This window comes from Pseudomonas sp. HP_08, from assembly GCF_055284095.1.
On record NZ_JBTOQC010000001.1, the window covers coordinates 326,391 to 338,557 of the forward strand.

The following is a 12,167-nucleotide window of genomic DNA, read 5'->3' on the forward strand; positions in this document are numbered from 1 at the left end:
GGTCAGGCGCGCTCGGCCCAGGCCGCGCTGCTGAAGAATTTCATAGTGACCGCATGGATACTGCCATCGGCGATCCATGGGTTCAGATGTGTGTAGATCTGTTGTTGACGCTTGACGGGGCTCAGTGCGGCCAGCTCGTCACTGATGATATTCAGCTGGAAATTGCAGCCTTCGCCTTCGACTTCCACTTTGATATCGGGCAGCTTTCCTTCAAGGAAGCTTTTCACTTCAACAGCCTGCATGCTTAACCTCGTTCGGCGCTCGGTGCGCGCGGGTCGGCCATGATACAAAAAAGCCCTTGCGATGCGAACCCTGATCACAGGGCTGCGACAAAGGGGCTCCTCGGCGGCGCCCCAAGGGAGGTCGTTCAGGCGCTCAGGGATTGATTGCCAAAAAGCTCGCTGACGCCTGAGACTTCGGCAATCTTGCGCATATCGTCGGGCAGCGAGTGGACACTGACCGACTTTCCGGCCTCATGCGCGTCACGAATGAAAGCCAGCAGCAGGGACAGACCGACGCTGCTGGACTTTTCGACACCGGAACAATCGATGACCAGCGTCTCCAGGTTGCTGGAGCGGATCAGCGCCGCGCCCTGCTTGCGCAGGGTCGGCCCGGTCAGGTAATCGAGCACGCCGACCAGGCGCAGCTCACCGGCACCGACCAGACGCACGGCCGATTCGGTCATTGCGGAGCCTTTTGTGTTGCTTCGTCAGTAACCTGCTTGGCCTTGGCCACTTCGCCGGCCCAGCCATCAATGGTCTTGTCCAGGTTGTTGCCGTTACGCTGCATGGCATCGGCGAACTGGTCGCGGAACAGCTTGCCGATGTTGATGCCATTGATGATGACATTGCGTACTTTCCACTGACCGGCAACTTTTTCCAGGGTGTAGGACACAGGGTAGTTGGCGCCGTTGGTGCCCTTGACCTGCATGTCGACGCTGGTACGGTCGCCGCTTTCATCCTTGGCCGGTGCCACGGTGATGCCCTGGTTGTTGTATTCCAGCAGGGCATTGCCATAGAACTGCATCAGGCTGCGCTTGAAGTTTTCCTGAAAGCGCTGCATCTGCGCAGGCGTGGCATTGCGCGAATACTTGACGGTCATGATGCTGCGCGAAATGCCATCGGCGTCCACCACAGGACCGACGATACGGTTCAGTGCGTCATAGAACTGACTGGGGCTGGCCTTGTACTGCTCTTTATTGGCAGACAGATCACTGAGCAATTCGCGGGTGGTGCGTTCCACCAGATCGTGAGCCGAAGGCGTAGCTGCCGCATTGGCCAGCAGAGGCATCGTCGCCAGCAGAACCAGCAGACCGCGACGCAAGATAGAAATCATGGGAAAGCTCCTCATTTGGCTTCTTTACTCACTGTATTGAGCAGGAATTTACCGATCAGGTCCTCAAGCACCAGCGACGACTGGGTGTCATGGATTGTGCCGCCATCCTTGAGCAAGCCTTCATCGCCGCCCACGCTGATACCGATATATTTCTCACCCAGCAGGCCCGCCGTCAGAATCGACGCCGTGGAGTCGAGTGGCAGGTTATCCACTTTCTTCTGCACTTCCAGGGTCACCCGGCCGGTAAACGTGTCGCGATCCAGGTCGATCGCCGTTACCCGGCCAATGGTCACGCCCGCCATGCTGACCTTTGCTCTGACAGTCAAACCGGCAATATTGTCGAAGTAGGCATAAAGTTTATAAGTGTCGGTGGTCGCACTGGCGCTCAGGCCACTGACACGCAACGCCAGCAGGAGCAGAGCCAGAATGCCGGCCAGCAGGAACAGGCCGACACCGGTTTCGATGGCGCGGTTTTGCATCAGAAATCTCCAAACATCAAGGCGGTCAGAATAAAGTCCAGGCCAAGCACAGCCAGGGATGCGTACACCACAGTCCTTGTCGTGGCCCGACCGATCCCCTCGGAGGTGGGATCGCAATCGTATCCCTGGAATACCGCGATCCAGGTCACTACCAAGGCAAATACGACGCTTTTAAGGACGCCATTGAGCACATCGTCAACGAAAGAAACACTGTTCTGCATGTTGGACCAGAAAGATCCCTCATAGACTCCCAACCAATCGATGGCCACCCACGAGCCGCCCCAGATGCCGACCACACTGAAGATCACGGTCAGGATCGGCAACGAGATAAAACCGGCCCACAAGCGTGGCGCAACGATGTATTTGAGGGGGTCGACGCCGATCATTTCCAGGCTCGACAGTTGCTCGGTGGCCTTCATGTTGCCGATTTCGGCAGTCAAGGCAGAGCCTGCACGCCCGGCGAACAGCAAGGCGGCAACCACCGGCGCCAGTTCGCGCAGCAGGGTCAGGGCAACCATCTGCCCTACCGCCTGCTCGGAGCCGTACTTGGTCAGGATGCTGAAGCCCTGCAAGGCCAGCACCATGCCGATGAACATGCCCGACACCACAATAATGACCAGCGACAGTACGCCGACTGAATACAACTGCCGCACCAGTAACTGGAAGCCGCCACTGACGTTGCCACGCCCCAGCAGGGCGTTGACCAGAAAAATGCCGGAGCGACCCATTACCGTAACGATATCGATGGCCGAGCGCCCAAGCAGGCGAACACGATCCATGATTGATTTCTTGCGCATCAGCGCTTCCCCAACAGGTCTTCGCGAAAATCCGGCGCGGGATAATGAAATGGCACCGGACCATCCGGTTCGCCGGTCATGAACTGACGAATGCGCGGGTTATCCGAGCCCATCAGTTCTTCAGGAGTGCCCTGCCCCAGTACCTGGCCATCACCCACGACATAGATATAGTCGGCAATGCTGGCCGTCTCGGTCAGGTCGTGCGACACCACGATACTGGTGATACCCAATGCATCGTTGAGCAGACGGATCAGCCGCACCAGCACGCCCATGGCGATCGGGTCCTGGCCGACGAATGGTTCGTCGTACATCAGAATCTGCGGGTCCAGGGCTATCGCCCGGGCCAGCGCAACGCGTCGTTTCATACCGCCGGACAACTCGTCGGGCATCAGCTCGACGGCGCCACGCAATCCCACCGCCTGCAATTTCAGCAGCACGATGTCGCGGATCATGTCCTCGGGCAGTTGGGTATGGACACGCAAAGGGAAGGCCACGTTCTCGAACACATCAAGATCAGTGAACAGCGCGCCGCTCTGGAACAGCACGCCCATCTGCTTGCGGGCATCGAACAGATCACCACGCGACAGCTCGGGCAGGTTCTGGCCATTGACCCACACTTCTCCGGCATCGGGACGCAATTGGGCGCCCATCAGGCGCAGCAGCGTGGTCTTGCCACACCCTGAAGGCCCCATGATCCCGGTGACCTTGCCCCGAGGAATACGGATATCGACATCACTGAAAATGTTGCGGGCACCGCGCTTGAAGGTAACGCCCTTCAACTCGACCGCATACGCGTCATCGGCACTCATTTAAACTCCTTGCGATACGGCCTCACCCTGCCCACAGCCCCTGCGTGGGGAGGCAACGACGGTAGGGTCGGGCCGACAAGCCGCGAACTATACCACCGCAGCATCACGCCACCCAAGCGCATAACCGACGCCTCATGCTCGTGTTCACATGCTGTTACGATGCAGGTCAGACACCCCGAAAGGCGTTACGGTTTCCCGAAAGGGCCCAATTGAGCATTGCTGCTGCGATCAGAGCGTGAGCGCAGGCGATATTACGGCTATAATCCTTGGCTTTTCCCAGGCTGACCGATTTCAGACATGAGCCCAACCAGCGACCTGATTCATTCCGCACAGCGCACTATCCGTCTTGAAATAGAAGCTATCGACGGCCTGCTGGGGCACATCGACGCTGACTTCGTGCGTGCCTGCGAACTGATTCTGGCCAGCAAGGGCCGCGTGGTCGTAGTCGGCATGGGCAAGTCCGGCCATATCGGCCGCAAGATCGCTGCCACCCTGGCCAGCACCGGCACCACGGCGTTTTTCGTGCATCCTGCCGAAGCCAGCCACGGCGACATGGGCATGATCACCCGCGACGATGTGATCCTGGCCCTGTCCAATTCCGGCACCACCAGCGAGATCGTCACCCTGCTGCCGCTGATCAAGCGCCTGGGCATCCAGATGATCAGCCTGACCGGCAACCCCGAGTCGACCCTGGCCAAGGCCGCCGATGTCAATCTCAATGCCCGTGTCGAGCAGGAAGCCTGCCCGCTGAACCTGGCCCCGACCTCATCGACCACCGCCGCGCTGGTGATGGGCGATGCTCTGGCAGTCGCCCTGCTCGATGCCCGCGGCTTTACCGCCGAAGACTTCGCCTTTTCGCACCCTGGCGGCGCCCTGGGCCGACGCTTGCTGCTCAAGGTCGAGCATGTGATGCACAGCGGCGATGCCCTGCCCAAGGTGCAACGCGGTACGCTACTGCGCGATGCGCTGCTTGAAATGACCCGCAAGGGCCTGGGCATGACCGCCATTCTTGAACACGACGGCAGACTGGCCGGGGTTTTCACCGACGGCGACCTGCGCCGCACCCTGGATCGTCCGCTCGACATTCGTCAGATCATCATCGACGACGTCATGACCGTGCATGGCAAGACCGCCCACGCCAACATGCTGGCCGCCGAAGCACTGAAAATCATGGAAGACCACAAGATCAGCGCACTGGTCGTGGTCGACGAAGAAGACCGCCCGACAGGCGCTTTCAACCTGCAAGACCTCCTGCGCGCAGGAGTCATGTAATGGAGAACCGGACCATGAGCGACGAACTGCTGCAACGCGCCAGCAAGATCAAGCTGGCAATCTTCGATGTCGATGGCGTGCTGACCGATGGCCGCCTGTATTTCCTGGAAGACGGCAGCGAATTCAAGACCTTCAATACCCTCGACGGCCACGGCATCAAGATGCTGATTGCCTCGGGCGTCGACACCGCGATCATCAGCGGACGCAAGACCCCACTGGTCGAGCGCCGCGCGAAAAACCTGGGCATTGCCCACCTGTTTCAAGGCCGTGAAGACAAGCTGGTGGTGCTTGACCAGTTGCTCGGCGAATTGAAGCTGAGTTACGAACAGGTCGCCTATCTGGGTGATGATCTGCCAGACTTGCCGGTCATTCGCCGCGTTGGCCTGGGCATGGCCGTCGCCAATGCGGCCAGCTTTGTTCGCCAGCACGCCCATGGCGTGACCAGCGCCCGGGGCGGCGAAGGCGCAGCGCGCGAGTTCTGCGAGCTGATCCTGAACGCCCAGGGCAACCTTGAAGCGGCCAACGCCGCCTACTTGTAGAAATCGCTCATGCTCAGCAAAAAGATTCGGACTTTCCTGATACTTGGTGTGCTGGCTTTCCTGCTGGCGGCCGTTGGCTACTGGAACGTCAGCCCCGAGAGCTTCATGGAGCAACCCGCCGTGACGCCCGACGAGACGGCCATCGACTACTACGCCATCAATGCCCGCAGCGTTCAGTACCTGCCCGACGGCAAGGTGCAGTACGAAATGACCGCCGACAAGGTCGAACACGTCAAGGCCACCGACGTCAGCCTGCTGACCAGACCGGACCTGCAGATGTACCGCGGCACGGCATTTCCGTGGCACGTGCAGAGCAGCCGCGGCGAGGTGTCGCCCGGCGGCGAACAGGTCGAATTGATCGACAATGTTCGCGTGGCGCGCACCGATGAAAAGAACCGTTCGACTATTATTACCAGCAGTCGAATGACTGTATTCCCACAGAAGCAATATGCGCAGACCGAGCAAGCCGTTAGAATCGACGCCGGCGGCGGTGTCACTACGGCCAAAGGGATGAAAGCGTATTTGAACGACGGCAGGATGGACCTGCTGTCCAACGTAAGAGGACAGTATGAGTCTCGTTAAAACTCTTCCTTTCTTGCTCGGCCTGGGCGCAGTACTGGGAAGCGCGAGCGCCTGGGCTCTGCCGACAGACCGTGACCAGCCGATTCATATCCAGTCAGACGACGCGCAGCTCGATGACAAGAAAGGCATTGCCACCTACAAGGGCAATGTCATCATCACCCAGGGCTCGATGAAGATCACCGGCAACACCGTGACCATCACGCGTAACGCCCAGGGCGAAGTCGATGTCTTCACCTCGGTCGGCAACCTGGCCTATTACGAGCAGAAGCCTTCGACCACCAAGCCTATCGTTCAGGCCTACGCGGTCACGATCCAGTACTACGCGGCACAAGATCGCATCGTCCTGATCGACAAGGCCAAGGTGATCAACGATGGCAACACCTCCGAAGGCGAGAAGATCGTCTACGACACCGTGCGCCAGATCGTCAGCGCGGGTCGCGCCACCGGCAGCCAGGTGACCACACCGCGGCCACGGATCGACATGGTCATCCAGCCGAAAAAGAAAACCGAACAGCCGCAGAAGGCCGAGTAAATGGCAACGCTTAAAGCCCAGCACCTGGCCAAGAGTTACAAGAACCGCCAGGTGGTTCGCGATGTCAGCCTGTCCATCGACAGTGGCCAGATCGTCGGTTTGCTGGGCCCCAACGGTGCCGGCAAAACCACGTGCTTCTACATGATCGTCGGCCTGGTACAGGCCGATCAAGGCCGTGTACTGATCGACGACCTGGATGTCAGCCACCAGCCCATGCACGGCCGCGCGCGCGCCGGCATCGGCTATCTGCCCCAGGAAGCCTCGATCTTTCGCAAGCTGACCGTGGCCGACAACATCATGGCCATCCTCGAAACCCGCAAGGAGCTCGACGGCGCCGCGCGCCGCAAAGAGCTGGAAAACCTCTTGCAGGAATTCCATATCACCCATATCCGCGACAGCCTGGGCATGAGCCTGTCCGGCGGTGAACGGCGCCGCGTGGAAATTGCCCGCGCCCTGGCCACTGCGCCGAAGTTCATCTTGCTGGACGAACCCTTTGCCGGGGTCGACCCGATTTCGGTCGGCGACATCAAGCAGATCATTCATCACCTGAAGTCCAAGGGCATTGGCGTGCTTATCACTGACCACAACGTCCGTGAAACCCTGGATATCTGCGAAACCGCCTACATCGTCAACGACGGGCAACTGATCGCTGAAGGCGATTCAGAGACCATTCTGGCTAACCAGCTGGTGAAAGAGGTCTACCTCGGCCACGAGTTCCGCCTCTAGCCATCACAATGACCGTTGACAGCGGATTATTTGTCGTGGCGCTCTAGGCAAGCGCTTCAATTTCAGGCATATAACTTGCTTATAAAAGGCGGCGCTCAGGCGCCCTGTAGTGGACGGCGCACGTGCGCCGGCGAATGAAGGTGTTGAGCCTCTGCCATGAAACCATCGCTAGTCTTGAGAATGGGCCAGCAGCTGACGATGACACCGCAGCTGCAACAGGCTATCCGCTTACTCCAGTTGTCGACCCTGGACCTGCAACAGGAGATCCAGGAGGCTCTGGAATCCAACCCTATGCTTGAACGCCAGGAAGAAGGCGACGACTTCGATAATTCCGACCCTATGGCGGACAATGTCGAGAACAAGCCCAACAGCGAACGCGAAACCCAGGAACCGACCTATCAGGAATCATCCGCGCCCACCGTGGACAACCTTGAAGACGGCGAATGGAACGAGCGCATCCCCAACGAGCTGCCCGTCGATACCGCCTGGGAAGACATTTACCAGACCAGCGCCAGCAGCCTGCCAAGCAGTGACGACGACGAGTGGGACTTCACCACGCGCACCTCTGCCGGCGAAAGCCTGCAAAGCCACCTGCTGTGGCAGCTCAATGTGGCACCGATGTCCGACACCGATCGCCTCATCGCCGTCACCCTGATCGACTGCATCAATAGCCAGGGTTATCTGGAAGAGTCGCTGGAAGAGCTGCTTGAAGCCTTCGATCCCGAACTGGACATCGAACTCGACGAGATCGAGGCCGTACTGCATCGCATCCAGCAATTCGAGCCTGCCGGCATCGCTGCCCGCTCCCTTAGCGAATGCCTGCTGCTGCAACTGCGGCAGATGCACGCCAGCACACCATGGCTGAGCGAAGCCCAGCGCCTGGTCACCGACTATATCGACCTGCTGGGCGGGCGCGACTACGCACAGCTGATGCGGCGCATGAAGCTCAAGGAAGATGATCTGCGCCAGATCATCGAACTGGTCCAGAGCCTCAACCCGCGCCCTGGCTCACAGATCGAGTCCAGCGAGCCGGAATATGTCGTGCCCGACGTCATCGTGCGCAAGGACAGCGAGCGCTGGCTGGTCGAGCTGAACCAGGAAGCGGTGCCGCGCCTGCGGGTCAACCCGCAATACGCAGGCTTTGTGCGCCGCGCCGACACCAGTGCCGACAACACCTTCATGCGCAATCAGCTGCAAGAGGCGCGCTGGTTCATCAAGAGCCTGCAAAGCCGCAATGAAACCCTGATGAAGGTTGCCACCCAGATCGTCGAGCATCAGCGCGGTTTTCTCGAATATGGCGACGAGGCCATGAAACCTCTGGTATTGCATGACATCGCCGAAGCGGTGGGCATGCACGAATCGACCATTTCGCGGGTCACCACCCAGAAGTTCATGCACACCCCGCGCGGCATATACGAACTGAAATACTTCTTTTCCAGCCACGTCAGCACCTCCGAAGGCGGTGAATGCTCATCCACGGCCATCCGCGCAATCATCAAGAAACTGGTCGCCGCGGAAAATCAGAAAAAGCCATTGAGCGACAGCAAGATCGCTGGTTTACTGGAGGCACAAGGCATTCAAGTCGCCCGTCGCACAGTCGCCAAGTACCGCGAATCCCTGGGGATAGCGCCATCCAGCGAGCGCAAGCGGCTGATGTAGCGGACGAGGCACTTGCAGGGCAGCGCACCAGAGCTCACGCCGCCCGCCTGTGTCAGGCCACAGCGTTCCAGCGGCAGGTCACCGACCTGCCTCTTATGCACTGGCAAAGGAGAGAGCTGTATGCAAGTTAATATCAGTGGACATCACCTGGAAGTGACCAAGCCCCTTCGTGAGTATGTGGAGCTCAAACTCAAGAAGCTTGAAGGGCATTTCGACAAGATTACCAACGTCCAGGTCACGATGACGGTCGAGAAACTGAAGCAGAAAATCGAAGCCACCCTGCATATTCATGGTGGGGAGGTCGTTGCCAACGCCGAACATGACGATATGTACGCGGCCATCGACCTGCTCACCGACAAGCTCGACAGACAATTGCTCAAGCACAAGGAAAAGCAGCAAAGCATCCTCAAGGGTGCGACCGCTCGCTAACAAACCAATCCATGACTCAACTTGAAAACATACTGACCCCCGGCCGTTCCCTCGTGAACGTGCCGGGAGGCAGCAAAAAACGCGTGCTGGAGCAGATCGCCGATCTGATCGGCCGCGAAGTGCCCGAGCTGGACGCGCAAGACGTGTTCGAAAAGCTCGTGAACCGTGAAAAACTCGGCTCGACCGGCTTCGGTAACGGTATCGCTATTCCCCACTGTCGTCTCGAGGCCTGCCAGTCGCCTATCAGCGCAGTATTGAGCCTTGAGAAACCGGTCGATTTCGATGCCATCGATGGCGCGCCAGTCGACCTGCTGTTCGTTCTGCTGGTACCGCAAGCGGCCACCGACGAGCATCTGAAGCTGCTCAGCCAGATTGCCGGCATGCTTGACCGTAGCGATGTGCGCGAACGCCTGCGCAGCGCGCAAAGCAGTGAAGACCTTTACCAGTCCGTACTGGAAGAACTCAAAGGCCGTTGAGCATGCGCATGATCATCGTCAGTGGCCGCTCAGGCTCAGGCAAGAGCACTGCGCTGGACGTTCTGGAAGACAACGGCTTCTATTGCGTCGACAACCTGCCAGCCGGCCTGCTGCCGGAACTGGCCGAGCGCGCCCTGCTCAATAGCGAGCAGGCAGAACCGCTGCTGGCCGTGTCGATCGATGCACGCAACATGCCCAGCCACCTGACCCGATTCCCGCAAATGCTCGACGAAGTCCGCGCGCGGCACATCCAGTGCGATGTGTTGTACCTGGACGCCGACGACGCCACCTTGCTCAAGCGCTTCTCCGAAACCCGGCGGCGTCACCCACTCAGCAATGCGCAGCGCTCGCTGGCCGAAGCCATTCGTGACGAGAGCCTGCTGCTGGGGCCGATCATCGATCTGGCCGACCTCAAGATCAACACGACCCACCTGAACCTGTACCAGCTGCGTGACACCATCAAGTTGCGCCTGCTGAACCGACCGGAGCCCGGCACCGCCTTTCTCATCGAGTCGTTCGGCTTCAAGCGCGGCATGCCGGTGGATGCCGACCTGGTCTTCGATGTCCGTTGCCTGCCCAATCCTTACTGGAAGCCCGAGCTGCGCGACCACTCGGGCCTTGATCCGGTGGTGATGGAATACCTGGCAGCCCAGCCTGACGTCGAAGAAATGTTTCAGGACATCTTCACATACCTCAACAAATGGCTGCCACGCTTTGCCGCCAGCAACCGCTCCTACGTGACCATCGCCATCGGCTGCACCGGCGGACATCACCGTTCGGTCTATCTGACCGAGCGCCTGGGCAAGGTCCTGCAACAATCACTCAAGAACGTTCAGGTTCGCCACCGCGACCTCAGCTGAAGGATTTCAACTGCGATGCCCGCTCGTCAAATCACCATCATCAACAAACTCGGCCTTCACGCCCGGGCCGCCGCCAAGTTTGTCGGCGTGGCCGGCAAGTTTCCCTGCCAGATCCGGGTCGGACGCACACCGGAAAGCCTGGTCGACGGTAAAAGCATCATGGCCGTCATGATGCTCGCTGCCGGCAAAGGCACCGAGCTTCATCTGTCTACCGAAGGCGAGAGCGCCGAACAGGCACTGGATGGCCTGGTCGAGTTGATCAACAACAAGTTCGATGAGGGCGAGTAACCGCGCCACCTGAATTGACCGGCACTAAAAAAGGGGCCCTGTTTGTCAGGTAGCCCCTTTTTTAATGCGGGTAGCGCACACGATCAGCTTGAAGCCAACCCCAGGGCGCAGGTCGCACCTTCTTCCAGAGCCCGCAACACACAAGGCTCCAGATCAAGCCAGGCCAGCGCCTGAGCCACCAGCAAGACCATGCCGGCCAGCAGCAACAGACTGCCAAAGGCCAGACGAAACATACGCACACTGCGGGCTGACCGTATGGGTGAACGCATAAAATACCCTGGATTATCCACCTGGTTGATCAGGCCAGCGCAGCGGCATAACGCTTGGCAACTTCATCCCAATTGATGACGTTGTAGAACGCACCGATGTATTCGGCACGGCGGTTCTGGTACTTGAGGTAGTAGGCGTGCTCCCAGACGTCCAGACCGAGGATCGGCGTATTGCCTTTCTCCAGCGGGCTGTCCTGGTTGGCACTGTGCTCAACCACCAGTTTTTTCTCCGAGGTGACGCTCAGCCACGCCCAGCCGCTGCCGAAACGCTTTACAGCGGCATCGGTGAAGGCGGTCTTGAACGCCTCGAAGCCGCCCAGCTCATCCGCGATGGCCTTGGCCAGGTCGCCTGTCGGCTCACCACCGCCGCCAGGCTTCATGATGGTCCAGAACAGCGAGTGGTTGGCGTGACCGCCACCGTGGTTGGTGACGACAGGACGCAGGTTTTCCGGCAGCTCTTTGACCTTGGCCACCAGCGCCTCGACCGAGAGGCTCTCGTATTCGGTGCCGGCAACGGCCTTGTTGAGGTTGTCGATATAGGTCTGGTGATGCTTGGTGTGGTGGATCTTCATGGTTTCCGTATCGACGTACGGTTCCAGAGCATCGTAGGCGTAAGGCAATTCAGGCAGGCTATAAGGCATTTCAATGGACTCCGTGGAAATGGCCAGCTGAGGGGTTCTGCAACGACGTGCGGGTGTGCTCGCTGTTACTGCTCAGCAGTCGGTGGGTACGTGGATATTCGCCGTGTTCACTGATAAAGCTCAGCAACTCGGCATACGTCTTGTTGCTGTGGCGCAGCGCCGCCTGGCGCAGAGCATCGGGCAGACGAGAATCCTGAAGAACCTGCAGCAAGCGTTGATGGATCGCGCACAGGTATTCGGCGCTCTCCTCGGGCTGCCCCAGACTCAAGTGTAGATCGGCCAGGTTGTGATGCGAGATAACACAGGCGGCCACGGCTTCGTCCGGGTCCGCCCAGCGCTCGAACAACACCTGCGCCAGCGCCAGCGCCTGGAGGTACAACTCACGAGCTTCGACCCACTCGCCAAGATTGAAACAGCGATTGGCCTGTTCGATAGTGCGTTTCCAATGCTGCATAGCTACCTCCAGAGGCATGG

18 protein-coding genes and 1 pseudogene are annotated in these 12,167 nt (G+C 59.3%); 10 read left to right on the forward strand and 9 right to left on the reverse strand.

Annotated elements, in window-relative coordinates; translation table 11 throughout:
* Positions 1–2: 2 nt before the first annotated feature.
* From ACYAS9_RS01550 to ACYAS9_RS01575, 6 genes are all read right to left on the reverse strand, one after another.
* The gene (locus tag ACYAS9_RS01550) at positions 3–242 is read right to left on the reverse strand and encodes a BolA family protein (protein ID WP_463566565.1); all 240 of its coding nucleotides are present in this window, start codon (positions 240–242) and stop codon (positions 3–5) included.
* A 125-nt stretch (positions 243–367) separates the two neighbouring features.
* Positions 368–685 carry an STAS domain-containing protein gene (locus ACYAS9_RS01555; RefSeq protein WP_463566566.1) on the reverse strand — a complete coding sequence of 106 codons (318 nt, stop codon included), beginning with the start codon at positions 683–685 and terminating at the stop codon, positions 368–370.
* Positions 682–1,335: an MlaC/ttg2D family ABC transporter substrate-binding protein gene (locus ACYAS9_RS01560; protein ID WP_463566567.1), complete on the reverse strand. Its 654-nt coding sequence runs from the start codon at positions 1,333–1,335 to the stop codon at positions 682–684. The genes ACYAS9_RS01555 and ACYAS9_RS01560 overlap by 4 nt, the downstream gene beginning before the upstream one ends.
* Positions 1,336–1,346: 11 nt before the next feature.
* Positions 1,347–1,814 (reverse strand): outer membrane lipid asymmetry maintenance protein MlaD, encoded by a 468-nt coding sequence (gene mlaD / locus ACYAS9_RS01565; RefSeq protein ID WP_459749697.1) that lies wholly within the window; start codon positions 1,812–1,814, stop codon positions 1,347–1,349.
* Entirely contained in the window at positions 1,814–2,611 is a 798-nt protein-coding gene (gene mlaE / locus ACYAS9_RS01570; RefSeq protein ID WP_463566568.1) for a lipid asymmetry maintenance ABC transporter permease subunit MlaE, read from the reverse strand. Before mlaE ends, mlaD begins: the two co-directional genes overlap by 1 nt.
* Positions 2,611–3,420 (reverse strand): ATP-binding cassette domain-containing protein, encoded by an 810-nt coding sequence (locus ACYAS9_RS01575; protein ID WP_463566569.1) that lies wholly within the window; start codon positions 3,418–3,420, stop codon positions 2,611–2,613. Before ACYAS9_RS01575 ends, mlaE begins: the two co-directional genes overlap by 1 nt.
* 297 nt (positions 3,421–3,717) lie before the next feature.
* On the opposite strand from ACYAS9_RS01575, the gene ACYAS9_RS01580 reads away from it, so the two are divergent.
* The 10 genes from ACYAS9_RS01580 (at position 3,718) to ACYAS9_RS01625 (ending at position 10,783) form a co-directional block, all read left to right on the forward strand.
* Entirely contained in the window at positions 3,718–4,692 is a 975-nt protein-coding gene (locus ACYAS9_RS01580) for a KpsF/GutQ family sugar-phosphate isomerase (RefSeq protein ID WP_463566570.1), read from the forward strand.
* Positions 4,693–4,706: 14 nt separating this feature from the next.
* Positions 4,707–5,231, forward strand: a complete 525-nt coding sequence (kdsC, locus tag ACYAS9_RS01585) for a 3-deoxy-manno-octulosonate-8-phosphatase KdsC (RefSeq protein WP_463566571.1) — start codon at positions 4,707–4,709, stop codon at positions 5,229–5,231.
* Between the two features lie 9 nt (positions 5,232–5,240).
* Positions 5,241–5,813, forward strand: a complete 573-nt coding sequence (lptC, locus tag ACYAS9_RS01590; RefSeq protein WP_463566572.1) for an LPS export ABC transporter periplasmic protein LptC — start codon at positions 5,241–5,243, stop codon at positions 5,811–5,813.
* The gene (gene lptA / locus ACYAS9_RS01595; protein WP_463566573.1) at positions 5,800–6,345 is read left to right on the forward strand and encodes a lipopolysaccharide transport periplasmic protein LptA; all 546 of its coding nucleotides are present in this window, start codon (positions 5,800–5,802) and stop codon (positions 6,343–6,345) included. The genes lptC and lptA overlap by 14 nt, the downstream gene beginning before the upstream one ends.
* Positions 6,346–7,071 carry an LPS export ABC transporter ATP-binding protein gene (gene lptB / locus ACYAS9_RS01600; RefSeq protein WP_463566574.1) on the forward strand — a complete coding sequence of 242 codons (726 nt, stop codon included), beginning with the start codon at positions 6,346–6,348 and terminating at the stop codon, positions 7,069–7,071.
* A 156-nt stretch (positions 7,072–7,227) separates the two neighbouring features.
* Positions 7,228–8,730, forward strand: coding sequence for an RNA polymerase factor sigma-54 (locus ACYAS9_RS01605; protein ID WP_463566575.1), 1,503 nt, complete (start codon positions 7,228–7,230; stop codon positions 8,728–8,730).
* Positions 8,731–8,850: 120 nt separating this feature from the next.
* Complete coding sequence (gene hpf / locus ACYAS9_RS01610) at positions 8,851–9,159, forward strand: ribosome hibernation-promoting factor, HPF/YfiA family (protein WP_459749706.1); 309 nt, start codon at positions 8,851–8,853, stop codon at positions 9,157–9,159.
* A gap of 11 nt (positions 9,160–9,170) precedes the next feature.
* Entirely contained in the window at positions 9,171–9,635 is a 465-nt protein-coding gene (ptsN, locus tag ACYAS9_RS01615) for a PTS IIA-like nitrogen regulatory protein PtsN (protein ID WP_463566576.1), read from the forward strand.
* Between the two features lie 2 nt (positions 9,636–9,637).
* Positions 9,638–10,495 carry an RNase adapter RapZ gene (gene rapZ, locus ACYAS9_RS01620; protein ID WP_463566577.1) on the forward strand — a complete coding sequence of 286 codons (858 nt, stop codon included), beginning with the start codon at positions 9,638–9,640 and terminating at the stop codon, positions 10,493–10,495.
* A 15-nt stretch (positions 10,496–10,510) separates the two neighbouring features.
* Positions 10,511–10,783 (forward strand): HPr family phosphocarrier protein, encoded by a 273-nt coding sequence (locus ACYAS9_RS01625; protein ID WP_463566578.1) that lies wholly within the window; start codon positions 10,511–10,513, stop codon positions 10,781–10,783.
* A gap of 92 nt (positions 10,784–10,875) precedes the next feature.
* Here the strand turns inward: ACYAS9_RS01625 and ACYAS9_RS01630 are convergent.
* The 3 genes and pseudogenes from ACYAS9_RS01630 to ACYAS9_RS01640 all read right to left on the reverse strand — a co-directional run.
* A pseudogene (locus ACYAS9_RS01630) lies at positions 10,876–11,052 on the reverse strand (ZIP family metal transporter); the annotation flags it as partial.
* A gap of 29 nt (positions 11,053–11,081) precedes the next feature.
* Entirely contained in the window at positions 11,082–11,693 is a 612-nt protein-coding gene (locus ACYAS9_RS01635; RefSeq protein WP_463566579.1) for a superoxide dismutase, read from the reverse strand.
* Position 11,694: 1 nt separating this feature from the next.
* On the reverse strand, positions 11,695–12,147 hold the full coding sequence (locus ACYAS9_RS01640; RefSeq protein ID WP_463566580.1) for a hypothetical protein: 453 nt from the start codon (positions 12,145–12,147) through the stop codon (positions 11,695–11,697).
* Between the last annotated feature and the right edge of the window lie 20 nt (positions 12,148–12,167).